General features: G+C 36.1%; 18 protein-coding genes. 12 read left to right on the top strand and 6 right to left on the bottom strand.

Annotated elements, in window-relative coordinates; all coding sequences use genetic code 11:
• Position 1 precedes the first annotated feature (1 nt).
• The 10 genes from J7574_RS11795 (at position 2) to J7574_RS11750 (ending at position 10,666) form a co-directional block, all read left to right on the top strand.
• Positions 2 to 640: an MEDS domain-containing protein gene (locus J7574_RS11795; protein ID WP_290968344.1), complete on the top strand. Its 639-nt coding sequence runs from the start codon at positions 2 to 4 to the stop codon at positions 638 to 640.
• 347 nt (positions 641 to 987) lie between these two features.
• Positions 988 to 2,010, top strand: coding sequence for an META domain-containing protein (locus tag J7574_RS11790; RefSeq protein ID WP_290968342.1), 1,023 nt, complete (start codon positions 988 to 990; stop codon positions 2,008 to 2,010).
• A gap of 273 nt (positions 2,011 to 2,283) precedes the next feature.
• Positions 2,284 to 2,775, top strand: coding sequence for a GNAT family N-acetyltransferase (locus J7574_RS11785; protein ID WP_290968340.1), 492 nt, complete (start codon positions 2,284 to 2,286; stop codon positions 2,773 to 2,775).
• Between the two features lie 340 nt (positions 2,776 to 3,115).
• Positions 3,116 to 4,327: a hypothetical protein gene (locus J7574_RS11780; RefSeq protein ID WP_290968339.1), complete on the top strand. Its 1,212-nt coding sequence runs from the start codon at positions 3,116 to 3,118 to the stop codon at positions 4,325 to 4,327.
• 665 nt (positions 4,328 to 4,992) lie between these two features.
• Positions 4,993 to 5,586: a hypothetical protein gene (locus J7574_RS11775; protein WP_290968337.1), complete on the top strand. Its 594-nt coding sequence runs from the start codon at positions 4,993 to 4,995 to the stop codon at positions 5,584 to 5,586.
• Between the two features lie 368 nt (positions 5,587 to 5,954).
• Positions 5,955 to 6,800, top strand: coding sequence for a methylated-DNA--[protein]-cysteine S-methyltransferase (locus J7574_RS11770; RefSeq protein ID WP_290968335.1), 846 nt, complete (start codon positions 5,955 to 5,957; stop codon positions 6,798 to 6,800).
• 146 nt (positions 6,801 to 6,946) lie between these two features.
• Entirely contained in the window at positions 6,947 to 7,483 is a 537-nt protein-coding gene (locus tag J7574_RS11765) for a cysteine hydrolase family protein (protein WP_290968333.1), read from the top strand.
• A gap of 30 nt (positions 7,484 to 7,513) precedes the next feature.
• Positions 7,514 to 8,365: an MBL fold metallo-hydrolase gene (locus J7574_RS11760; protein ID WP_290968331.1), complete on the top strand. Its 852-nt coding sequence runs from the start codon at positions 7,514 to 7,516 to the stop codon at positions 8,363 to 8,365.
• Between the two features lie 181 nt (positions 8,366 to 8,546).
• Positions 8,547 to 9,230, top strand: a complete 684-nt coding sequence (locus J7574_RS11755; RefSeq protein ID WP_290968329.1) for an SDR family NAD(P)-dependent oxidoreductase — start codon at positions 8,547 to 8,549, stop codon at positions 9,228 to 9,230.
• 11 nt (positions 9,231 to 9,241) lie between these two features.
• A complete protein-coding gene (locus tag J7574_RS11750) occupies positions 9,242 to 10,666 on the top strand; it encodes an SDR family oxidoreductase (RefSeq protein ID WP_290968327.1) in 1,425 nt (474 codons plus the stop codon).
• A gap of 31 nt (positions 10,667 to 10,697) precedes the next feature.
• On the opposite strand, the gene J7574_RS11745 is transcribed toward J7574_RS11750, so the two are convergent.
• From J7574_RS11745 to J7574_RS11735, 3 genes are all read right to left on the bottom strand, one after another.
• Positions 10,698 to 11,732: an XdhC family protein gene (locus J7574_RS11745; RefSeq protein ID WP_290968325.1), complete on the bottom strand. Its 1,035-nt coding sequence runs from the start codon at positions 11,730 to 11,732 to the stop codon at positions 10,698 to 10,700.
• 67 nt (positions 11,733 to 11,799) lie between these two features.
• Positions 11,800 to 13,230, bottom strand: coding sequence for a hypothetical protein (locus J7574_RS11740; protein WP_290968324.1), 1,431 nt, complete (start codon positions 13,228 to 13,230; stop codon positions 11,800 to 11,802).
• A 27-nt stretch (positions 13,231 to 13,257) separates the two neighbouring features.
• On the bottom strand, positions 13,258 to 17,838 hold the full coding sequence (locus J7574_RS11735; RefSeq protein WP_290968322.1) for a molybdopterin cofactor-binding domain-containing protein: 4,581 nt from the start codon (positions 17,836 to 17,838) through the stop codon (positions 13,258 to 13,260).
• Positions 17,839 to 18,361: 523 nt separating this feature from the next.
• Between J7574_RS11735 and J7574_RS11730 the strand changes: the two genes are divergently transcribed.
• Positions 18,362 to 19,297, top strand: a complete 936-nt coding sequence (locus J7574_RS11730) for a Dyp-type peroxidase (RefSeq protein WP_290968320.1) — start codon at positions 18,362 to 18,364, stop codon at positions 19,295 to 19,297.
• Between the two features lie 45 nt (positions 19,298 to 19,342).
• On the top strand, positions 19,343 to 19,654 hold the full coding sequence (locus J7574_RS11725) for a hypothetical protein (protein WP_290968318.1): 312 nt from the start codon (positions 19,343 to 19,345) through the stop codon (positions 19,652 to 19,654).
• Positions 19,655 to 19,664: 10 nt separating this feature from the next.
• Here J7574_RS11725 and J7574_RS11720 read toward each other — a convergent pair whose 3' ends face one another.
• The 3 genes from J7574_RS11720 to fdhD form a co-directional block, all read right to left on the bottom strand.
• Positions 19,665 to 20,582: a bestrophin family protein gene (locus tag J7574_RS11720; RefSeq protein ID WP_290968317.1), complete on the bottom strand. Its 918-nt coding sequence runs from the start codon at positions 20,580 to 20,582 to the stop codon at positions 19,665 to 19,667.
• 66 nt (positions 20,583 to 20,648) lie between these two features.
• Complete coding sequence (locus J7574_RS11715; RefSeq protein WP_290968315.1) at positions 20,649 to 23,018, bottom strand: FdhF/YdeP family oxidoreductase; 2,370 nt, start codon at positions 23,016 to 23,018, stop codon at positions 20,649 to 20,651.
• Positions 23,019 to 23,068: 50 nt separating this feature from the next.
• Positions 23,069 to 23,947, bottom strand: a complete 879-nt coding sequence (fdhD, locus tag J7574_RS11710) for a formate dehydrogenase accessory sulfurtransferase FdhD (protein ID WP_290968313.1) — start codon at positions 23,945 to 23,947, stop codon at positions 23,069 to 23,071.
• Positions 23,948 to 24,118 lie beyond the last annotated feature (171 nt).

Genomic DNA, 24,118 nt, shown 5'->3' with positions numbered 1-24,118 from the left:
TATGAACAAACAAATATCTTTTGAAGTATGTGGAGAATCATTTTCGGCTCCAATGCACATTTGTGGATTTTTCGATTCCAAAGAACAGCAATATGAAGTAATCGTTCCTTATATTATGGAAGGTTTAGCAGCAAATGATAAAGTCATCAATATCCTTGAAGAGAATCGTCATGGCGAACATTGCCGATGTCTGGCTGATAATGGAATATCTATTGCTGAAAAATTATCGTTGGGTCAGCTGGAAGTTTTGGCTTCTGAAAGCACTTACATAAAAGATGGCAATTTTGCTGCTGAAAAAATGTATACTATGCTAGAGCAGACCTTATTGTCTGCATCAAGAGCAGGTTATGAAAACATAAGAGCTTGTGGAGATATGGTTTGGGCTCTCAAAAATCTGCCAGGAACCGATGAGCTTTTGAAATACGAAGCCAGCCTGAATCTGTTAACTCCAAAACATGCTGTATCACTAATATGCATGTATGATATAAATAGTTTCAGTTCAAATACACTTGCAGACATATTACTTACTCATCCTTACGTCATCAAAGACGGAAAGATTAGCAAGAATCCGCAATATGTAGAACCTGTAGAATTAATTGCAAAATTTTCGGATTTCTCATCCAGTCCACTTAAATTTTAATTCGTTTTTTTTCCTACGATGCGTTTTGACTGAAAATTTTCAGATTGAAATTCTCCTTACTGTAAGAACATTTTGTACTGCAAGATTGATAGTCTAAATTGAAATGCAAATAAAAAGACTACAAAAATATTCCTAAATAAAACAAAAACAATAGATTTTGTTATTTTTATATAAGCAAACTGATTATCAGTGTGTAGTAGTTTGATTGTTAAAGAAAAAGTGGATTTTGAGGGATAATAAAAAAAAGTTAAAAGCATTCTTTATTTTAAAGTGGCACAATTCGTGCCAAGCAAAAAATCATAAATAAATAATCAGAATGCTTAATCGGTGTTCTAAAAAATTAAAAAATGATGAAAAGATTTAAATGTATGTATGTTTTTGTAGTAGTGTTAGTATCAACATTTACATATGCTCAGGAAAATTTAAAAATGTTTGTAAAAGAAAATAAAGTGTCATGTCAAGGTGTTGGCCCAATGGAATGTCTTCAAGTAAAATATGGCAATGACAAAGAATGGCAACTGTTTTATGATCATATTGAAGGTTTTAATTTTGAAAAAGGAAATCGATATGAGATCGTGGTAACAAGAACAAAAAGACCACAACCTATTCCTGCTGATGCTTCTTCTTACCAATATAAACTAAAAAGTATTGTTTCGAAAACACCTGTAAACGCAGAAAAAGGAATTTATAATACCAAAATGATCTTGACCCAGTTAAACGGAAAAAAGATAAATAGCGGTAAAGCGTTTATCACAATTAATGATGAAACGGGGACAATTAGCGGTAAAAACGGATGTAATAATTTTAATGTAAAGTATACCAAGCTTTCAAAAAATCAAATTAAAACCGATTCTCCTTTTGGTACTTTAATGGCTTGTGACAGCGAAAGCATGAAATTAGAACAAGATTTCAGCGCCGCGATAACTAAGAAAAAGTTCAAAATTGTAAAGAAAAACAATACAGTACAATTTAAAAATGCTAAGAACAAAACGGTTATGGAATTTTCTATACCAACTCAAAACCAACTGTGGAGTTTTATTGAAAAAAACAATTGGAAATTAATAGCGCTTGAAAATGTTGGACAAGATTACGGCAAAGCTTCTATTAAGTTTAATGTAGCAGAAAAGAGAGTTAGCGGCAATACAGGTTGCAACAACTTCACTGGAACTTATGAAACCAATGGCGATCATATTTCTTTTGATAAAGTAGCGGCTACATTAATGGCATGTATTGGTGAAGAAGGAAATAAAACAGAGCAAAAAATGCTATTTTATTTAAACAATAAAGACCTGCGTTTTGATGTAGCAGACCAAACCCTTAATTTTTATTTAAACGATAAATTGGTCATGATTTTTGGCATCACAAAATAAATTCAGTTTTATAAGTCATCTTAAAACAGAAGATGATTTATAAGAAATAATTACAAAACCAGTGAAGTTAATTCACTGGTTTTTTTATGGATAATTAGTTTTAAAGTTTGCGACATTTATAATATAAGAATGCTTTGTATAATGGGGGAATGCATAAATTACATCGTACTGATTTTTACTGCTTAGCTGTTTTACCAGCATATAATTTTGTAATATTGTTATGCCTGATTTTTGACAATTTTTTTCGGATTTATGGATAACAATCAATTACAAATGGAAATGGGTACTTACAAAATTCGTCAGTTACGAGATGACGAAGCCCTTCTTTACAAAGCAATGCGCTTAGAGGCGATACAAACGGAGCCTTCTATGTTTCGTAGCAGCACTCCAGCAGAAACAGACCTTACAGATGCCGAATGGCAGGAACGTGTAAAATATCCTCGTGGAGTTTTTGTTCTTTTGGATAATGACACACCAATTGGCATGACAAGCATTCTGCGATTGAATGATGATGAAGCTTATTTAGGGCAGTCTTATATAAAAAAAGAATATAGAGGAAAGGGTTTATCTGCATTTCTTTATAAAATTAGAATGGAATGGGCGTCTAAACTGCCTTTGAAAAGATTAACCGTAAGTCATCGTGAAAGTAATGTGATTTCCAAAGCTGCCAATCAACGTTTAGGATTTGTATATACCCATAAAGAAACACTCAATTGGCTTGATGGCACTACAGAAGATGTATTGTATTATGCTTTAGAATTATAAAAAAACTATAGTTCGAGCGTTTGCTTGCAAGGATAAGAAAGGACTAATGATTTATAAAAATAATTACAAAACCAGTGAAGCTAATTCACTGGTTTTTTTTATGGATAATTAGTTTTAAAGTCAAATATTTTAGGAAATAAATAATTAGAATACCAATAGAAAAATTAAGATTTAACTCATTTTTTTTAGATAAAATTCTTTCTTTTTATATGTTAAATGTAAGTTTTTTCTTTGTTTATTGATTTGTTTATTATATGTTAGCCAGAAATATAAACTACTAACCATGGAAAAAATCACAAAAATTTTACAAGCCTTTGTTGTTATCTTTGGATTGTCATTGATGACAAATTGTACACCAAATGAAATTGCAGATAACAAAAATGCCGATGCTTCTGATAAAGCTAGGATATGGTTCTATAACCATAAAAATGATTATAACGCAATTATTCTGCAATACATTGAGAATATAGATTGGGAAAACGCTATTGTCTCTTATGGAAATGACGAAGAGATAATTGAAGTGCCTTTTACACTTGATGATAATTTAAAAACGTCAAATGAAAATGCAACATTACAAAATGACAGCCATCGTCTAGTTTTTGTAAAAGACACGCAGCAAAATTTTAAAGCATATTACATTCAAATTTTCGCGGACGATGATTCTAGAAGCTTAAACAAAATTTCCGCTTATTATGGCGCATCAAATAATTTTAGTGGTAAAATTTTTAAACAAAACTTGCTTACAAATAATGTTACTGCGAAAGAATATAAAAATGGTAAAGAAGTAAAGTTATCGATATCTTCTAAAATGCGTGAAGACTATTATGATTGTACTTTTTTCGGTTATTGGGAAGGAGGTAATTTTACGCCACTTAAATTACTATATTGCGAAAGTATTGGGGGTGTAGATCCAACTATAGAAGGTGGGCCAACTGGAGGAGGTAGTGGAAGCGGCGGAACTAGTCCTAAGTCTTCAGATAGTTGTCCTGCAGGATATAGGTACAAACTTGGAGAGTGTGTTTTAATAGAAGAGGGGAAAAATCTGACGATGCCTCCCCCTCCTGATTTGCCAATTACAAGCATAAAAGATTTCCTGAAGTGCTTGGATATTTCTAAATCGGCAAAACTTACTGTCTATGCAGAAACAATGTGGGGAGAAAATGGAGTAGGACATGCATTCATTGGCATATCACAAGGAAGCAATTCTGCAGTTTATGGCTATTATCCTAAAAAAGGATTACTTGGTTCCGTGACAGGGCAAGGCATTATGGGAGATAATGGAGGGGCTCATTACAACGTATCTGCCAGTTTGGCCATTACTGGAACGCAATTGAATCGCATCATAACGCTCTCGCAGGCTTACCAGTCTGATAATTATGATATAAGTTTTCACAACTGTGCTGATTTTGCCACAGATGTGCTAAATATTGCCGGTGTTTCAACCTCTGGATATATTGATAGTCCAGACACCACTGCAGAGATATTAAAAGGCATTCCAAATTATACCACAGGATCATTTAATGCTCCTAAAACAATAAAATCATGTTTATGAATCTGAAAGTTTTAAAATTAATAACCGTAATAACTTTTTTATTAACTTTTGGCATTCAAGAAAATGGAGTGCCAAATTTTATTCTTCTAATTATATTTTTTGGCACGTTTTTGAATGATCTCTTTAATAACTCGTCATCAATATTTTGGCAAGGATTAATGGTTATTCCTACAGTTGGACTTCTTATTTTGTTTTTAAGAAGCAAAAATTATAAAATTTTGACAAGCTGTTTTGTAATTTTACTGTTTATACTGTTTTACATTACAGGAGTATTCCACTATTGCGACAGAATACATGAAGGATTTATAATTCCGGCAACCATGTTCCTGATATCCTCTATTTATGCTATAATATTGACAAGAAAAGGAGAGTCCTAATAATTTTTGGATTGATGATTATTAGTCCTTTGAAAGAATGGGTTTTGTATTTCAAAATTTACATTATAATTATATAAATAATTTAAAGTAAAAGATTTCTAAGTATGGAATAAATCGTAATTAAAGATTTTGATTATTTATTATTGATTTTGCAGATTTTAAATGTTATATTTTTGGATTGCAGTAATTTATTTCTCTATAAAATTTTAAAGAAAATGAATAAAAGTTTGTAATATCAGAATATCATATATACCTGTGGAAACACAGGTATTTTTTAATTTAAATAATATGGTAGAAGAAGTTTTAAAAAATTTGATTTACATTTTTTACCCGAAGAACATTTCATTTGAAAAGGAAAGTGAAAAGTATTTTGAAAGTGAGGAATATCTTAGATTGAATCAGACAATCAAAACTTTTCAATCGGATTCAAAAGAACTTTGTTCAAAAAATATTCTTAAGGAATTTGAAAATGATTATACTTTAAAAAATTTTCAAGATTTCACCTTATTTGATTATGGTGATAAATGCCTGACTTTTAATTTTAGTATTATTGAGGATAGGCAATTGTATACGGTATCGTTGTTGATTAGCATTATAGCTCCTTATTATGCTATTAAATGCCAAAAGAATATTATTGAATTATTTTTCTCTGAATATAGAATTGATGAATTAGAAGAATCTAATTTGGAGAAACGAAAATTAAAAGAAATTATCTCTGAAATAGAATCTATTGTTGAGAAAAAATTGTTTTACAGTAAATTCCCTAAGGAATTGTATGAACTTGTTATAGAAGATGTTAGTTTCCAAGAGGCGGACTTTGGCTATTTTAAGATGTTCAATGCTTTTTTTAATAATTTAATAATGACAGAAAATGAAGAATAAATTTTTAGTGTTCTTAACAATTTGCATCGTGCTTTTTATTTTTTTTTACTTTTCCGATTACTATTTTACCCTTAATATTGGTGACACATATTATGTTATAAATTATTTTTACTCTATACTTATTCTTTTAATAATTGGAAGTGCTATTTTCTTTTATAAGCGAAGAGAGAAATGATAGGATAACCATTGTTCACAAAACCGTTCGTAATTAATAAAAGTTTTTTTTAAATCTGTTAAGATATACTTTGTGTGCACGGATTGCAAATCCGTGCGATCTGGAACGGGTTGTTGAATAAAAAATATCTCGCAAGTTTCAGATTGCCTTGCTTATTTCTAGCATTTATCTTTGTTATTATAGTACAGTGAAAATGAGTAAAGAACTGGTAAATTATTATAGAATTGAAAAAGCTATCGGTTATTTAACCGAGAACTTTAAGGAGCAGCCCGACTTGGATGAAATTGCCAAGAAAGTATATATGAGCTCTTATCACTTTCAGCGAATTTTTACAGATTGGGTTGGTATTAGTCCAAAAAAATTTATAAAGTATCTTACTTTAGAATATCTGCGTACCAAGATTGCCGAAACTGAAAATATGATTGATGCGGCTGAGATAGTTGGATTATCAAGCCAATCAAGAGTGCATGATTTATTTGTAAGTATTGAAGGAGTAAGTCCGCAACAATATAAAACAGCCGGAAAAGGTCTTGAAATTTTTTATGGATATCATGCTTCACCATTTGGCTTGTGTTTTATAGCCGTTACCGAAAAAGGAATTTGTGCATTAAAGTTTATTGACGAAGAAAGAACCAGAAATGAATTTGAATTGTTTTCGCAACAATGGCAATTTGCTGATTTGGTTCATAAACCTGATTATACCCAACAATATATTAAGAAAATTTTTCAACCTGATAAGACAAATCCTGAAAAACTTAACCTATTAATACAAGGAACCGACTTTCAAATAAAAGTTTGGGAGGCTCTGCTTAAAATTCCATTTGGATCTGTTAGCTCCTTTCAACAGATCGCTCAACTCATCGGTCAGCCAGAAGCGGCTAGGGCTGTAGGCTCTGCGGTGGGAAAAAATTCTATCCTTTATCTTATTCCCTGCCATAGAATTATCTCAGGAGATGGAACTTTAGGGAATTACCATTTTGGTAAAGTTCGTAAACAAGCAATGATTGGGTGGGAAATGAGTAAAACTAAATTTTTATAATCAGAAGTCCATAGATTATATAGTATTGTAAATTCTGTGGCTTTTAAATGCTGCAACAGTAAATAGGAGATTCTAAATTAGCAAGAATTGGATTGTCAAACCATAATGATGAATCTACATTTGTGTTAACTAAAAATCCAAATACTATGCAAGCACTTATTGTAATTGATGCCCAAAACGAGTTCTCTCAAAACGGCAAGAGACCTGTGCCCAATCATGCTGAAGCTATTACTGCAATTAGTAAAAGAGTTGAAGAGGCAAGAAAAGAGAATCGCCCAATAGCATGGGTCAGACATTTTAACAAGCCTACAGAATCTCTTGCCTTTACGCCAGGAACATGGGGCGCTGAATTCGTTTCTGGTTTTGGCCCAATTAACGGACATGGCATTGAAAAAGAATTTCAAAAAAATGTATATGGCGCTTTCACAGGAACCGATATTGGGAAATGGCTAAAAATAGTTGATGCTGAGAAAGTATTGATTGTAGGTTTTTATACTCATGGTTGCGTTTCTACTACTGCCCGTGAAGCTATTATGGAAGGTCTTGATGTTTCGCTTGATCCAGAAGCAACTGGAGCGTGTGAAATTACCAATGAACTACTAGGAAAAATTTCAGCCGACGAAGTTCGTCGTTCAGCTTTATTGCAATTATCAAGTATGGGTGCATCAATAACTTCATTGTAGCATTTTAACCAAAGAAATAAAACGATTAAAATGACAAGAAGAGAATTGTTAAGATATAGTGCATCAGCTATTTCTATTGCTGCTATACCATCAGTATTAAAAGCGCAACTCAATACTGCAGAAAATGAATTACCGCAAAACAATACTACTATGAAAATACAAAGACTTGCTTGGGCGGGAATTAAAATTGAACTTGATAAAACAACATTGTTTATTGATGCTACTTCCTACGCAGAAGAGAAAGATAGGAAACTAACTGTGGATACCGAGTATTGCCATGCTCTTATCACACATCATCATTCTGACCATTATGATCCTGAGGCACTTAAAACAGTATTTAATAATAGAAGCCGTTTATATTGTCACCAAGATGTAATGCCTTGGCTTGATACAAGAGCATTGCAAACTCAATCTGTACCATTATACCAGCCTATAGATGTTTCGAAATGGACATCTGATTTAGTGGCTATACCGGTGCCAGCAGTAGACGGTTTCGGTCATCCGCAAGTATCTTGGATTGTACAAGGTGGAGGAAAAAAAATTATTCATTGTGGCGATACACTATGGCATGGCTACTGGCGTGATATAGCAAATGCATACGGACCTTTTGATATTGCTTTTATGCCGATCAATGCTGCCCGCTTGAACCAAGGAAAAGTAATTGATACCGGAATACCCGCTGTAATGAATCCCGAACAAGCTGTTGTGGCGTCCAAACTTTTAAATGCAAAAGTAGTTTGTCCTATTCACTACGGTCGTGCCTCTGAGAATTATTTTGAAACGCCTCAACCTGAAGAAAATTTTTTACATTTTGCAAAGGAAAGAAATGCCAAACCACTGTTATTGAAGGAAGGGGAATATATTAAATGGACTCACGTTTAACCCTGTTTCCTAATGAAATGAATATGCTTAAAAATTGCGCCATCTCCGAATCTTTTGAGATGGCGCAATTTTTATTTGCTCACAAATATATATTTCTGTTTAACTATTTTTGATAAAAGTTAAACAATTAGTATCTTTATAGTATAAATCGAGATTTTATTAAGCTGATTTAGTGAGAGAAATGGAAAAAATAGTTGTAATAGGAGGCAGTAGAGGAATTGGGAAGGCAATAGTTTTGCAACAGTTAGAAAAAAGACAGATTTTTAATATCAGCAGAACTGCTCTTGAAATTTCACATCCCAATTTAGTTCATCATTCGGCAGATGTTTTAGAGGATGTACTTCCTGAAATTGAAAAAATAGACGCTCTTATTTACTGTCCAGGCTCGATAAATTTGAAGCCGATTTCAAGTCTGAGCATCGAGGATTTTAAAAATGATTTCGAAATCAATGTTATTGGTGCAGTAAAGGCAATACAACATTATTTACCCGCTTTAAGAAGAGGTACAAATCCGTCTATTGTTCTTTTCAGTACGGTTGCCGTAAAATTAGGAATGCCTTTTCATGCCAGTATTGCCACAGCAAAAGGCGGGATTGAAGGTCTTGTAAAATCTTTAGGCGCAGAGCTGGCTCCTACGATTCGTATTAATGCTATTGCGCCAACAATCACTGAGACTCCATTATCTGCTTCTATCTTGAGAAATGATCGTATGAAAGAAAATATGATCGAGCGCCATCCGCTGAAAAACTATTTAAAGCCTGAGGAAGTGGCACAAATGGCAGATTATCTAATTTCTAGCGCCACAAGATCCATTTCGGGACAGATTTTTCAAATGGATTATGGTCTTGTTAGTTTTAAAATTTAATAGGTTAAGAAATGAAAATTCTATTAACAGGTGCAACAGGGTACATCGGCAAAAGACTGCTGCCTTTGCTGCTTGAGCAGGGGCACGAAGTAATCTGTTGTGTGCGGGATAAAAACCGATTTTATTATCCTGAAGTATTTTCAGCAAGCATACAGCTTATTGAAGTAGACTTTTTAGACCAGAAAAGTGTAGATAAAATACCTGAAGATATTGATGCAGTTTATTACCTAATCCATTCCATGTCTGGCGCTGTAAATTACGATGAGCTCGAGCGTATTGCGGCCAATAATTTCAAAGAAAAAGTAAACAGAACCAATGCAAGACAGATTATTTATTTAAGCGGTATTGTAAATGACAAATCGTTGTCAAAGCATTTGTCTTCCAGAAAAGCCGTAGAGGAAATTCTAAAATCAGGAACAACCCCAACAACAACACTCAGAGCTGGAATTATTGTAGGATCTGGCAGTGCTTCTTTTGAAATTATACGCGACTTGGTTCACAAACTGCCAATAATGATTACTCCTAAATGGCTTAACACTAAATGCCAACCCATAGCGGTTACTGATGTTTTAGAATTTTTAAGTAAAGCACTGCTTGATCCTAAAACTTACAATGAAAGTTTTGATATTGGTGGTCCCGATATTCTTACCTATAAGCAAATGTTATTGCGGTTTGCAGAAGCGAAAAAGCTTAAAAGATATATTTTTACCCTGCCCGTAATGACACCAAAATTGTCTTCCTATTGGCTTTATTTTATAACCTCAACATCCTTCAAACTTGCTTCGGCTTTAGTGAGCAGTATGAAAGTGGAAGTGATTTGCCGTGATAATAGAATTAATGATTTACTTGAGGTAAAGCCCATTACTTATGCTGAAGCATTGCAGAAAGCATTGATTAAAATTGATGAAGATGCCGTGGCCTCGAGCTGGAAAGATTCGCAGATAAGCGGACAGTTTAAGGGAAGTGTAGAATATTATCTGAAAGTACCCAAAAAAGATTGTTTTATTGACAGAAGAAAGAGAAAAATTACGGATCGTGATGCTGTTATTTCAAAAATTTGGTCAATAGGCGGAGAGACTGGATGGTATTATGCAGACTGGCTATGGAGTCTGCGCGGTTTTATAGATAAGATTTTTGGTGGCGTAGGAGCAAGACGGGGCAGGACAAATAGACAAAATATTCATGTGGGTGATGTGCTGGATTTTTGGCGCGTAGTTTATGCCGATAAAAAGCAAGGAAAATTAATCTTGTACGCCGAAATGAGATTACCAGGAGAAGCTTGGCTGGAGTTTAAAATTTTCAAGAATACCTTGTACCAAGCAGCAACCTTCAAACCGAAAGGAATAGCAGGTAAGCTGTATTGGTATGCTGTATTGCCTTTTCATGGTTTTATCTTTAATGGTATGATCAATCAATTAATAAATCAAGAGCGATAGTTCTTTTTTTAAATTAAAGAACAGCTATTTCTTAGACGACCTTTGCGTTAACCTGCTTTGTGGGCACAGATTGCAAATCTGCGCTAACAGACTCTTGTGGGAGTGTTCTTCTCCAGATAGCGGTAATTTCTGCCATTATAGACAGTGCTATTTCTTCTGGTGTCTTGCTTCCAATGGCTAGGCCAGCGGGACCATGAAATTTATCAAATAGGGAGTCGTCAAAAATTAAATCGCTTTCAATAATGGCATTTAATAATTTTTCTCTGCGATGAACAGGACCTAGAAGACCAATGTAGCGTGCTTTTGACGGAAGAATGCTGAGTAAAAATCGTAAATCTTTAGAATAATTATGGCTCATGACCATAATAGCAGTATGGCTACAGAACAGATCCTGATCCAGATCTTCTGGTTTCATTGTTAGTACAGATTTTGCAAAAGGAAAATCAGTGCCATTTACAGAACTGTATTCAGAGCCTATTATAATGACTTCCCAGCCTAAGAAAGATGCCATTTGGCTCAATTTTTCCGCATCATGTTCGACCCCAAAAATGCAAAGTCGGTTTAACGGCTCTATTAATTGTTTAAAAATCGGATTGACTGACTCTTCATCATAATTAGAATGATAAATCATGGTGTCTTTAAATTCAAAGGAAGTCCCAAAATCTGGATTGCTTATTTCTTCTGTAGTGAATGAAGAAGTTAAATAAAAAGACTGTCTCTGTTCAATGGCATTCTCAATAAGATCGATCAGTTCGCTATTAGGAGAAAAGCGTTCGAGTAAAATATAAATGCTTCCTTCGCAACCCAATCTATAGCGTCCGTCGTATTTGAATACTTTTGGGCATCCTGAAGAAAATACACTAGTTGACTGCCTAATAACTTCCTGCTCTACGCATCCTCCGCTTAATGCTCCAGTTGTGTTTCCATATTGGTCAATAAGCATTCGGGTTCCTTGTTTGCGATAAGAAGAGCCTTCTGTGTACACAATAGTTGCCAAAACCGTCTGTATATTTCTTTCGTGGGCCTTTTTATATGAATCGATTATTTTTAGAAATTCGTGGGTCATTTCTGCTGTTATTTAATCTTACCTGTCCGAAAATAGAACAGGTAAGATTTTATTTCTAAGTACGAAATTATTTGTTTGGTGCAATATCTCCGCGGCGGATAGGCACATGAACAGCTTTATACTGTGAAGCAAATTTTCCGTTTTCTGAAGCTGCTTTGGCAGTGAAGAAATTTTCTAGGGCAATCGCTACTTGGAAAGAGAAATCAGTTGAATATACATTCGGATCCATTGAGGTTCCGCATTCTATATTCTGAAACCATTCCATCCATTTTTTATTTCCTCCTCCAACAGGCGGATTTACACCTCCGTCTGGGGCTGCATTAGGAGGAACAAGTGAGGTTACAGCAGGATATTGCGCTGCATTATGGCATGACATGCACGAAACAGTATTAAGATCGGCCGGACCATCCAATCTGCCATTCCATCCAAGATGCTGAGGAGGCAGACTCGGACTTTCAAAAATTACCGTCTCTTTCAAATCTTTGTTTACTTCCGTTTTGATCGGCGGATAAGGTGATGTTTTGTTTATTTTGTTTTCAGGATCGTTCCCCCAAGTAAGACCTACAGGCACAAGATTCATTAATTTGTTTTTCTTGTTCAGTTTTCCGTTGTAGCAGAATGTTCCAAACACCCATCCAGTTCCCTGAGGATTGCTCGGACTTCTGTCTGCTCTAGGATCACGTACAGAAATATCCATTTGAAGAAGATGCACATCTGCAACCACTCTCTTATCCGATTTCCAGAAATTTTCAGTAATATACGCTTTCCATGTCAGCGGATTTACAAGATAATCTACAAAATCAGTCCCTTTAGGAGCATCGGTAAAAAGGAGTTTGATAAATACAGTACCTGTTGGGAATCCACCATTATCATAACGTTTGTCCAATACTTTTATATTAGGGGTTTGCGGAGATTTCCACATTTTGCCCATAGCATAACCAGCTTTATCATTTATTAGTGTTATCGCGTAAACCGAATAATCACCCTCAATTCCTTTAAGTCCTGGTCCTAATTGAAGAGGTCCAAGCGGTGCTTCTTTAATCAAGCCGTGAAAGCCTTCTGTACCTCCGTTTGGCGGATACGCATTTGGTCCTTCAACACTTGGATGCAGCCACGGAATATGGTACCAGTTACGAACTTTGTTTTTGTATGGATTCCATTCCTCAGTGTTTCCTTCAAAGCCATAATCGCGCACCGCTTCAATATATTTCAAAGGTTCTTTCTTGAAATCGATATCCAAAAATTTAGGCATTTCCTCTGGCAATTCCGTTGGGAAATCTGTTTTTAGACGAAAAATAGGCTGATCAGAATATTTATCTCGATATTCCTGAGGGCTTACCATGTAACCAAAGTCAGGAAATCCATCCTCTTCATAATTTCTTTGTTCCAACGCAGCTAGGGCAAGGTTCTTTTTTTCTGCTACAGGTTCCTCGCGTTTTTTGTCGCAAGAAACAAACAAAACAGAAATTGCTATAATAAGCGGACTTAATTGTTTCATAAATTAAAGATTGGGTTAATAGTTTATTTATTTGGCTAAATTGTTTTCGGTAATCTCACAAGCTCTTTGCACTTCCTGTACAGTGGCTGGAGCATCAAGTCGGAATAGAGGAGACAGACCGCGCTCTATTCTTGAAGCTCTTATGGCATCTTTTATGGCAAAGAAAACGCTGTTGGCCAGTACGAGAGGAGGTTCGCCCACTTCTTTGGCTGAAAATATCTGGTTAGGATCTTCGGGTATGCCAAGAACAGATTTCTCATCTCTTGGAAAAAGGTAGGTATTCATTTCAAGAGGAATTGTAGTGATAGCAGGAATTTTGTAGCGCCAAGTGTTGGTTGAATTTAATCTTCCGATATCCGGACCATCTGTTTCTGATACTAATTTTTCAGTTAAAAGATATCCGATTCCTTGAACAAAAGCACCTTCGATCTGTCCTATATCTATTGCAGGATTCATACTCCATCCCATATCATAAATAATATCAGAGCTGATGATTTTTACTTCTCCTGTAAGAATATCTACTTCGGTAACCGAACATGCCACAGAATAGGTGAAGCCTACAAACGAATCAACACCACCGCCAAGCGGAGCATCTTTGATACGTTCGATGCCCGGAATATTAGGCTGGTCGTTTTCTGTTTTGAACGTCATAGCAGGAATCTGCACTTCGCCACCTTTTATTTTGGCATTAAAAGTAGCGATAAGGTTTATCCTTTGAGAAGCGGCTAAACTGATTAGATTCTGCCAAATCATGGATTTGTTTCCTGGGTTTGGATTAATTTTTTTAGCCCAACCTTTATTTTCACCTGCACCGTAATTCCAAAAATCTATGTTTTTGTTTTTGCACCATTCGTCACCATTTTCATTCAGCATTTGGTAGCCAAATTCCATAAGCCTAGATCGCATTTCTTCGCAGGTTTGTTTTACGGCTTCGCACGAATAAGGAGTTCCTGTAGAACCTCCCGTACTTGTTGGGTTAGGAGTGATGCTTGTATTTACATTGTCAATAAATATCATCTCCATTGGAATTCCCAATACGTATGAAGCTACTTGTTGTGCTTGTGTAACCAGACCTTGTCCAATTTCAACACCTCCTTGATGAATAACAACGGTTCCGTCAGCTGGATTAATTGCGACAACAGCAGCTGATTGTTCCAGCATAAGCAGATTGTATCCTGATCCATATTTTACAGGGATCATAGAAATACCTCTTTTAAACCATTTGTTTTCTTTGTTGAACTTTTGAACTTCTGCATATTTAGCTTCAAAATTTGACACTTCTTTAGCGTAAGCCCATACCTGCTTCATATAGCAGTAAGTAAGCGCTTGGCCAAAAGGAGTCACATCTCCACGGTCGTAAAGGTTTTTTTCACGCAGATCTTCAGGTCTCATATTAATGGAAACAGCCGCATCATCTATGGCATTTTCGACAATATTTTTTCCTTGTACATCTCCAAAGGCACGCATTGCTGTGCTAGGTGCGGTATTAGTTCGGCATACATCAATTTGGCTTTCAAAATTTTTAATTCTGTAAGCATTGTCGGTACGCAATTGAATGCAATTGGATACGATAAACGAACAATCATAAAAAGCACCGCCATCGCCCCACATTTTAAGCTGGAAGCCATGAAGAATTCCTTTATTTTCTGGTTTATATTGACCAGTGTCAACAGCAATTTCGTATTCACCATAATAAGCATGGCGTTTTCCTATCATGGCAGTATCTTCGTCACGTGGCATTGCTATTCTCACAGGCTTTTTAACAGCTTTTGCAGCAACTGCAGTAGGTCCTGCAACAAAACGCGTTTGTTCTGTTTTTCCTCCAAATCCTCCTCCAACAGGCGGAACATTGACTTCTACTTGATGATGATACATTGCTAGTGCTGAAGCGACGGTATCGTGCATTCCTCCCGGACTTTGAACAGAGGGCTGTACTTTTATTCGCCCTTCATCTACAGGAGTTGCAATACAGGCCTGTGGCTCCATATAAAAATGAGCCTGTCCGCCACAAAGCTGCGAAGAAGTAACCACCGTACACGGAATATTGTCTACATCCTCTTGTCTTTCGGTTATGGAATGTTCCCGTACTAGAGTTTCAAGTTTGTTGGTGTGTTGTTTTACCCAGTCAAATTGGCTTCCTGGGCGTGTTATTTTCCAGATATGAGATATAAACGGAGTTGTAATAGGAGCATCGGGAAAGATGCTTCCTTTTTTAATTGCATCAAGAAAATCGAAAATCGGCTCGCTCCATTGTCCCGTCCAAGGACTTCCTGGTCTTGCATACTGAACATATTTTTCTGAAACTTCTGCGGCAATTCTAATGGCTTCCTGTTCGTTTGAGGCAAGTATCAAAGCAATAGATTGCCCTACATAACTCACCAGTTGTTCTGCAAAAAGAGGCTGGTCATTTCCCATTCCCTGATAATTACGTCCTCCATTTTTAACATTTTCAGCGGTAATAATATCGCTAAAAGCAGGATATTCCTTTTTAAGGTGTACTCGCAATTCTTCAATCTCGACTTCTTTACCATTTACCACAAAAGAATAGTTCATCAGAGCTTTGCGGCTTTGTACAAATGCACCGTTTAAGGTTTGCGGAGGCACAGGAAGTTCATGTGTGTAATGAATTTGCCCAGAAGTCTGGTACATAGCTGTAACTTTGATGTAAGGCTGTGCAACTGGCGCTTTATAATCTTGTGTTTTATAATGTTGAACTCCATCACTTACCGGCCATTGGTTCCATTTGTTTTCTGCGGCAGAAATTAGGTTTTCTGGAATCTGGACTCCTTTTGCAACTAAAGCATTTATGATTGATTTGTAAAAAAAGGAAACTGCTAGTTGTGTTCGGTATTCCTTTGTAAAACCTTCATTAGGAACTTCGCTCATGCGTTTTTCCTGAAGATCGAGTTCTTTTTGCACTTCTTTTGCTAGAATTATTGAAAGTTTATCGACATCTTTCAGTTCCAGTTTTTTATTTAACATTGCTTTTTCGGTCTCTGCAGCTCTCCACGGATAAGGCGCAATACCTCCAAATGCAATTACTGCCGACTCAATATTGTATTTATCATTAATAGTAAAATTGGTCGTAGCATTTACAATACTATGAGCGTTTACTTCACGAAGTGCCACTTTTTGGGCAAATACAACAGCATTATCATTTTTTAATGGAATTTCATACGAGCTAAGAACAATTTGATCTGCAAGTTTTGAATTAGCTTTGATAGCGTCAAGAAGTTCTTGGGCTGTTTTTGTATAAGCTATAAATTGTCCATTTTTTTCTAATTGGAAATAGCTGATTTTTATATCTAAAGCAAATAACACAGTAAAAAGGTCTGAAGGAAAAGGTTCGCCTGTGCCTTTTGGAATATGTTTCAAGACTAGCATGGTATTTCCGCCAATTGTTGCCGCATTACGCACAATTCGGCCAGCGGTTCTGCGTGCCATATAATCTAATGCTTCCAGCGCTGTACTATCCGATTTAGATTTCTTTTGAGAGCCTTCTCTTGCTTTAATGCATTCAGAAAGTATTTCAATCAAACTGCTATAAGTAGTGCTGGCTGATAGCTGAAGGTAATTATCTTCTATTTTATTTTTTGCGTTTAATTCTGGGATGAAACGAATGTCAGCGTAAAAAGTAATGGGCAGATACTCATTTTTGTAAATTCCGTACGAGGTGTTTGCATGAACTAATCTAACGTCTGGTTTTTCGTTTAAAATTTCTGCTAATTCTTCCAATGTTGCTGGAGTAGCCCAGCGAATTCCCGAAACGCCTATAGCTGCATGTTGGGCTTCTTTTGGGAAAGGAATTTCTAGTTTGCCTGGAAGCTGAGCTTTACCAACGGGATCAAGTGTGCAGGACATTCTTTTTTTCTCATCTTCAGCATCCCAGTCAGAAGCAAAAGTTTTCATTCCGGTAAGGATGGAACGATAACCTGTACAACGGCATAAATTACCATCAAGGCACTGTTCGATTTCTTTTTTGGTTGCTTTCGGGTTATTGATTATGAACTCTGACATATTCATTACAAATCCTACGCTGCAGTAACCGCATTGACTTCCGTTGTTAAGTGCCAATTGGTAAGCGACTGGATTTATCCCTGTATGAGTTTCTTCAGATGGAAACTCAGAAACATTTTTTATAAGTTTAATTTGTGCGACACTGCTTCCGTCATGAGTGGCTCGGGCAACTTGTTTTTGAACAGCGAGAAGTTTGTCTCCTGCTTGTTTTTCGGCCTCTTCTAATACAGGAGAATAGTCTTCACCTGGAGGAGCAGGCATACGTGTTGAACTGGTTTTTTGTACAAAATGTTCTGGGTCTGGTTTACGGGCAGAACCAGTTCCTTCAATAGTCGTGATCGATAGTCCTCCTATGGAACATACGGGTCTTAGACAGGAGTTTATGGCCAAATGCTCAGGTTTCTTTTCTTGAGAATTCCATTGTGATAGAATCACTGTGCAACCGCCACAGCCTCCTTGTCCGCATGGTTTCTTTGGTCCGCAAAGACCTACTTCGGGAGATCTTAAATAATCAATTAAAAGTAAATCGGGAGAAGGATTTTCTATAACCGCAGGTTTCCCGTTTAAAAAGAAATTTACCGTGTTTTTCATAGTAGCAGAGGAATTGATTTGGTTTTTGTTTTTCTAAACTTTAAAAAATGAAATAGATCATTATGGAATTCAGCAACTAACCAAATTGGAAATTTTGCTGTATTGTACTCATATATTTTTTGGCGTAGAAATCTTTTCTTCGTTATTGAAATCTCTCTGTCATGCTTCTCCTCAGTAGTATTTCAATAGGTATAGAAGTATAGAAATGGGGATTGTAATAATGTCTTATCAATAGGATCTAAAAGCCAGGTTTATCTGAAAAAATAGGTTTTCTATAAATATTCATTTATTAAATTAGAACAAATGTATGGTGGCATTTTAAATTATCAGCAGGTAGTAATACGTGTTTTTTTAAGATTAACCCTATAAATAATCTTTACGCAGCAATTGCTTAAACCCTAACTGTGCTTTAAAATATTAAAGATGAAATAAAGAATTGTATGGGAGAATCTGTTAAAAGAAGTTTTTTCCTTTTGGGATTTTAATGCTACATTTGAATAGTATCTAACGTATAAATCACATCATGAAGCAATCGCAAAACGTCACTGACTATCCTAACAACAATACTATTTTTATGGTATGGAAATTTATACATCAGGAAGAAGCAAAGACTTCATTTGAAAAGCTTTGCGCGCTGGTTGGCAATTTGAACAATTCTTATAATATAAGAGTGCCCGACGGGAAGACCAGTTGCGTTATGGGAATTGGCCATGATGCATGGATAAAACTTGGTTTGCCATTGCCATTGCCTAAAGAATTGGTGAACTTTGAAACTATTGCAGGAGCTAAGCATACTGCAATATCTACTGCAGGTGATCTGCATTTTCATTTAAGAGCTTCAAATGCTGCCGTTTGTTTTGACATGGCCATTGCTATCACCAAAGTTTTAGGAGATGTTGCAGAATGTCTGGAAGAGGTTCATGGATTTCGCTACTGGGACGGCCGTTCTATAATTGGCTTTGTTGATGGCACAGAAAATCCAGTAGGAGAGGAAAGAGAGCATTTTGCATTGGTCGGAGATGAGGATCCTGTTTATAAAGGAGGCAGCTATTTATTTGTTCAGAAATATTTTCACAATATGAAGAACTGGGAAAGCTTGACAACAGAAGAGCAAGAGAAAGTAATTGGAAGGTCTAAAATGGATGATATTGAAATGGACGATGACGTGAAACCTGCAAACTCGCATAGCGCTCTCACGGCTATTACAGATGAAAATGGCAACGAACTTAAAATTGTAAGAGATAATATGCCTTTTGGAAATCCTTCTAAAGGTGAAATTGGAACGTACTTTATTTCCTATGCAAGCACTTTTAGCACAACAAAAAAAATGCTTGAAAATATGTTCATTGGCGATCCAGTTGGCAATTATGATCGAATTTTGGATTTTAGCACAGCGCAAACGGGAACATTGTTTTTTGTTCCAACATTAGATGTATTGGACGAATATGGACAATCTTAATCTTAGATAGATTATAATTTAAGAAAAAAAAATCATCAAAACGAAATGATGCAAATTGAAACCATTATCGAAGAGAATATTCATTGCTTTTTGCTCGATCTGAAAAAAGAAGGGGAAAGTGAAAAGGAAGCCATCTTAATTATTGAAAAATATATTAAGAATGGTAAAATAAGTAGTGAAGAAGAAAATATCCTTAAAACACAACTCTTCGATTCATTAAAAATCTTAGGTATCGGTATTCCTTTTGTATTAATTCCGGGAGCTTCGGTTCTAATGCCAATATTGATAAAAGCAGCAGATAAATACCATATCGAATTAATGCCTTCTGCATTTAATAATTCGGAAGAGGAGAAATGATAGCTTTAAGTTAGTCAATTATGGTTTGTTTTACTTTTTGTGTCTGGTTTAGCGGTATGCTTGCCAATTCGCAGATGGTAGCTTCAATCATTTCACACATACTGCTAAGAGCGAGGTCATTTGGCTCAGTTCCAAATGGTTCTTCGATTTCATCGGCAATAGCTTCGAAGGCAACAAAAGTGTAGGCAATAAAAACCACAATAAACGGGGTGAGCCATTGCAGACTGTCTACCAATCCAAACGGCAATAGAAAACAGTAGATATAAACGGTGCGATGCAGCAAAACACGATAGGTGTAGGGTATAGGTGTAGATGCAATTCTTTCACAACCGCCAACAATGTCAGTTAATGCATCCAGATTTTCATCAAAACGTGCCTGCTGAATGGAATCAATTTTGTTTTCCTCTCTTGTCTTTTGAATCCATTCTCCCATGAGTTTGGTAAGAACAATGGGTTTGTACTGTCCTTGTGAAACTATTGCAAATTGTTTTTCTGTAAGACGTGTTTTTAAATCATCATTAGCATCAGTATCTCTCAGTTGGTGTTTTAGTGCATATCCAAAAGAGCGTAATAACGAAATAAATTCCAATTTTGCTGCATTCGCTGTATTTGAATCTGTCAAAGTCATGGTCTGCCTTGCTAAAGAGCGGGTATGATTTAATAGTGCTCCCCAGAGTTTTCTTCCTTCCCAAAATCTATCATAGCTAACATTGTTGCGAAAACCAAGAAACAAAGCCAGGACAAATCCAAATAAAGTCAATGGCGTCGGATTAAGGGGTATTTTAAATGAAAAAATCATTCCGTGAAAATACACAATCACTAAAGACAGAATGAACAATATAGTCAGCCTTGGCAATAGTCGAGGCAGAACTGACTCATGCCAGACAAAAAGCATTTTCAGCCAGTTTTCCTTGTTTTTTATTATCATAATTTATTTTGAGTGAATTCCTAAAACAGTCCTTTATTAATACAGAGTCATCTGTAAGATTGGTGGCTACAATTGATTTATTTTCTCGTAAATTTTAGGATCGTGTTTTTTGATTTTAATTTTCACATATTTTGATGCTGGCATATTACTGTCTTTAACCACGTTATTGACAGAAACCAAAACATTGGTTTCTGGAAAATAAGTAACAGCGTTCTTTTCTGGTATTTGGTATTTCACAACGATAAACAAAGGAGCGATACGTTCAATGTCATCATCATAATTAAATAAATCAACCTTATCGCCAGCTTTTAGACCCGCCTTTTCAATATCATTTTGATTCATGAAAATTACTCTGCGCTCATTTTTTATACCGCGATAACGGTCATCAAGTCCATATATGGTAGTATTAAATTGATCGTGTGTTCGGGTCGTTGCCATTAAATACTCGTCTGGAGCTAGTGCATTGTTTGGTATTGAAGTTAAGGTAAAGGGAACGCGGTCTCCAAATTTCTTTGTAATAAATTGTCCGTGACGAGCGGCATTCGGCAGGTAAAAACCTCCTTTTTCGCGTGCTCTTACATTATAATTTTCAAAACCTGGAATACATTTTTCTATATCGTCTCTTACGGCATCATAACTATCATGATATTTCTGCCAATTTACTACAGATTTGCTTCCTAAAGTTGCCATGGCCATTTTGCAGACAATCTGTGTTTCATTAATAAGATTGTCAGATACTGGTTTGAGTATTCCTTTTGAGGATTGCACAACACCCATCGAATTTTCGGTAGTTACAAACTGGGCTTCACCATTGACAATATCAATATCGCTTCGCGACAATGTTGGCAATATAAGAGCTTCCTGTCCGTGAACAAGATGACTGCGGTTAAGTTTGGTTGATACGCAAACCGTCAGATTAAGTTTTCTTAAAGCGCTGGCAGTGTAAGTAGTATCGGGTGTAGCCGATAAAAAGTTACCTCCCATGCAAAACAGCACTTTTATTTTTTCTTCGTGCATTGCTTTAATGGCGCGAACAACATCATAGCCATGAGTTCTAGGCGGATTAAAACCATAAAATGCCTGCAGACGGTCAAGCTGTTCTGCGGTTGGTTTTTCGTCAATCATCATGGTTCTATTTCCTTGTACGTTGCTGTGTCCGCGAACAGGGCAGACACCTGCTCCAGGCTTTCCAATGCTGCCTTTGAGTAACAGAATGTTTAAAATTTCCTGAATCATGTCGACACCGTTGGGTTGTTGGGTTAGCCCCATTCCCCAGCAGACAATAATTCGTTTTTTGAAAGCTAAGATTTCGGCAGCTTCATAAAGCAATTCTTTTGAGACTCCAGAAAGAAGAGCAAGATCATCCAGATTGTAATCATCAAACTGTTTAAGATAGGCATCATAACCCGTCGTTTTTTCTTTGATGAATTCGTAATCAAATACTTTTCCTGGGTTTTTCTTTTCCAATTCAAATAAGATAATTTCGAGCGCTTTTAGCAGCGCCATATCACCATTAATCTTTACAGGCAGGTAAAGATCTGCCAGTTTAACACCGCTTCTAAGAACTCCATTGATTTCCTGCGGATTTCTAAATCCCATTAAACCCGCTTCCGGCAAAGGGTTGATCGCAATAATTTTGGCTCCGTTTTTTTTGCCTCTTGATAAAGCGCTCATCATGCGGGGCGCATTGGTTCCTGGGTTTTGGCCAATGATTACAATAACATCTGTATCATAAAAGTCATCGAGTGTTACGGTGCCTTTTCCAATTCCGATGGTTGGCCTTAAAGCTGTTCCAGAGGTTTCGTGACACATATTGGAGCAATCGGGCATATTATTGGTGCCGTATTCTTTTGCAAAAAGCTGGTAAAGAAAAGAGGCTTCATTGCTTGTTCTTCCAGAAGTATAAAAAGCTGCTTCATCTGGAGATTCTAATGCGTTAAGATGTTCGGCTATTTTTTTGAATGCATCATCCCAACTTATCGGCTGATAATGTGTGCCATTTTTAGGCAAATACATCGGATCGCTAAGTCGTCCCATTTTGCCAATCTGATAATCATCTAATTTAGAAAGTTCAAAAACAGAGTTTTCTTTAAAAAAATCAGCGGTAATCTTTTTTGTAGTTGCTTCTTCGGCCAGTGCTTTTGCTCCGTTTTCGCAATACTCGCCCAATGCAGATCTTTCATCATCGGGATCAGGCCAAGCACAGCTTGGGCAGTCAAAACCACCTGCTTGATTCATCTTAAACAAAGCTTTTGTACCTCTTACAAGGGTTTTTTCTTCAATAAGATCACTAAAAGCAGCCACAACAGCAGGAACACCCGCTGCCCAATCTTCTACCTTTGTTAATTTTAGGTCTAAAAGTCGGTACGGATTTTCGGCGTCAGGAACTTTTATATTTTTATCGCCGTTATTTTTGTCATTCAGCTCTTCTTTCATGGCTTTTCTGTTTAATTGAAAAATTGGTGCTAGTTTAAATAATGATTGGCTTACTCTTGATGGGTTTCTATTGATACCGTATCGGAAGAATTATAGATATTGACTCGATCTTCTTTAAGAAATCCCAAAAGTGTAATATTAAATTCTATTGCTAATTCTACTGCAAGACTTGATGGAGCTCCAATTGCTGCAACCACCGATATGCCCGACATAGCCGCTTTTTGGATGAGTTCAAAACTGGCTCTTCCGCTAAGAATCAAAATGTGTTTGTTTAACGGCAATAAGTTTGCTGCTAGGGCCGAACCAATGAGTTTATCTAAAGCATTATGTCTTCCTACATCTTCGTGCGATAAGATTAATTCGCCGTCAGCCGAAAAAAGACCGCATGCATGAATACCGCCTGTTGCGGCAAAATCGCTTTGCGCTATTCTTAACCTTTGAGGCATTTGATAAAGTGTCTCTAAAGAAAGGTTTAATTTGGGTTTGTTTGCAAAACTAAAAGAGCTGACTGTTTTTATCGCTTCAATAGAGCCTTTTCCGCAAACTCCACAGCTTGAAGTGGTATAAAAATTTCGTTCTGCCTTCATCAAATGAGGTACAAAATCTTCTTTGAGTTCAATTTGAATGCTGTTTTTCTTCTGTATTTTACATCCTGTCTCTAAATGATAAGCGTCTTTTACATTATCATACGATGAAATAATTCCTTCCGTAAATAAAAAACCTATTGCAAGTTGTATATCATTGCCAGGAGTTCTCATTGTTACCGAAATGTTTTTCAGTATCCTTTGATTTTCAGGTCCGTACTGTAGTAGTATTTCCAAAGGTTCTTCAACAGAAATAATATCTGGAAGTGTCGTACTTTTAAAGCTATTGATCCTTTTGATTAGTACTTCTTTAACCGAAACTAATTCCAAATTATTCATTTCCATGTAAGCTGATATAAAAAGAGAAGTAAATTTACTAAAATAAAAGATTCGATTTAATCTTAGTCGAGTTGCGAACATAAAATAAAAGTTTAATTTTACTTTTTAAATTTACTTCCCAGTTGCACTATCAAAATAATCCTTCCTAATTATTTTGATAGGGTACAGGTTCAGAAT

The sequence above is a fragment of the Flavobacterium sp. genome, assembly GCF_017744675.1.
Taxonomy (GTDB): domain Bacteria; phylum Bacteroidota; class Bacteroidia; order Flavobacteriales; family Flavobacteriaceae; genus Flavobacterium.
The sequence above is the reverse complement of the archived record's forward strand: the minus strand, read 5'-3'. Positions and strand labels throughout refer to the sequence as shown.

Coding starts and splice junctions, on each gene's coding strand:
- J7574_RS11715 (WP_290968315.1), bottom strand. CDS start 23,018: ATGAAAGAAGAGCTGAATGACAAAAATAACGGCGATAAAAATATAAAA.
- J7574_RS11795 (WP_290968344.1), top strand. CDS start 2: ATGAACAAACAAATATCTTTTGAAGTATGTGGAGAATCATTTTCGGCT.
- J7574_RS11790 (WP_290968342.1), top strand. CDS start 988: ATGATGAAAAGATTTAAATGTATGTATGTTTTTGTAGTAGTGTTAGTA.
- J7574_RS11755 (WP_290968329.1), top strand. CDS start 8,547: ATGGAAAAAATAGTTGTAATAGGAGGCAGTAGAGGAATTGGGAAGGCA.
- J7574_RS11725 (WP_290968318.1), top strand. CDS start 19,343: ATGATGCAAATTGAAACCATTATCGAAGAGAATATTCATTGCTTTTTG.
- J7574_RS11750 (WP_290968327.1), top strand. CDS start 9,242: ATGAAAATTCTATTAACAGGTGCAACAGGGTACATCGGCAAAAGACTG.
- J7574_RS11740 (WP_290968324.1), bottom strand. CDS start 13,230: ATGAAACAATTAAGTCCGCTTATTATAGCAATTTCTGTTTTGTTTGTT.
- J7574_RS11730 (WP_290968320.1), top strand. CDS start 18,362: ATGAAGCAATCGCAAAACGTCACTGACTATCCTAACAACAATACTATT.
- J7574_RS11775 (WP_290968337.1), top strand. CDS start 4,993: ATGGTAGAAGAAGTTTTAAAAAATTTGATTTACATTTTTTACCCGAAG.
- J7574_RS11735 (WP_290968322.1), bottom strand. CDS start 17,838: ATGAAAAACACGGTAAATTTCTTTTTAAACGGGAAACCTGCGGTTATA.
- J7574_RS11785 (WP_290968340.1), top strand. CDS start 2,284: ATGGAAATGGGTACTTACAAAATTCGTCAGTTACGAGATGACGAAGCC.
- J7574_RS11760 (WP_290968331.1), top strand. CDS start 7,514: ATGACAAGAAGAGAATTGTTAAGATATAGTGCATCAGCTATTTCTATT.
- J7574_RS11765 (WP_290968333.1), top strand. CDS start 6,947: ATGCAAGCACTTATTGTAATTGATGCCCAAAACGAGTTCTCTCAAAAC.
- J7574_RS11770 (WP_290968335.1), top strand. CDS start 5,955: ATGAGTAAAGAACTGGTAAATTATTATAGAATTGAAAAAGCTATCGGT.
- J7574_RS11780 (WP_290968339.1), top strand. CDS start 3,116: ATGACAAATTGTACACCAAATGAAATTGCAGATAACAAAAATGCCGAT.
- J7574_RS11720 (WP_290968317.1), bottom strand. CDS start 20,582: ATGATAATAAAAAACAAGGAAAACTGGCTGAAAATGCTTTTTGTCTGG.
- fdhD (WP_290968313.1), bottom strand. CDS start 23,947: ATGGAAATGAATAATTTGGAATTAGTTTCGGTTAAAGAAGTACTAATC.
- J7574_RS11745 (WP_290968325.1), bottom strand. CDS start 11,732: ATGACCCACGAATTTCTAAAAATAATCGATTCATATAAAAAGGCCCAC.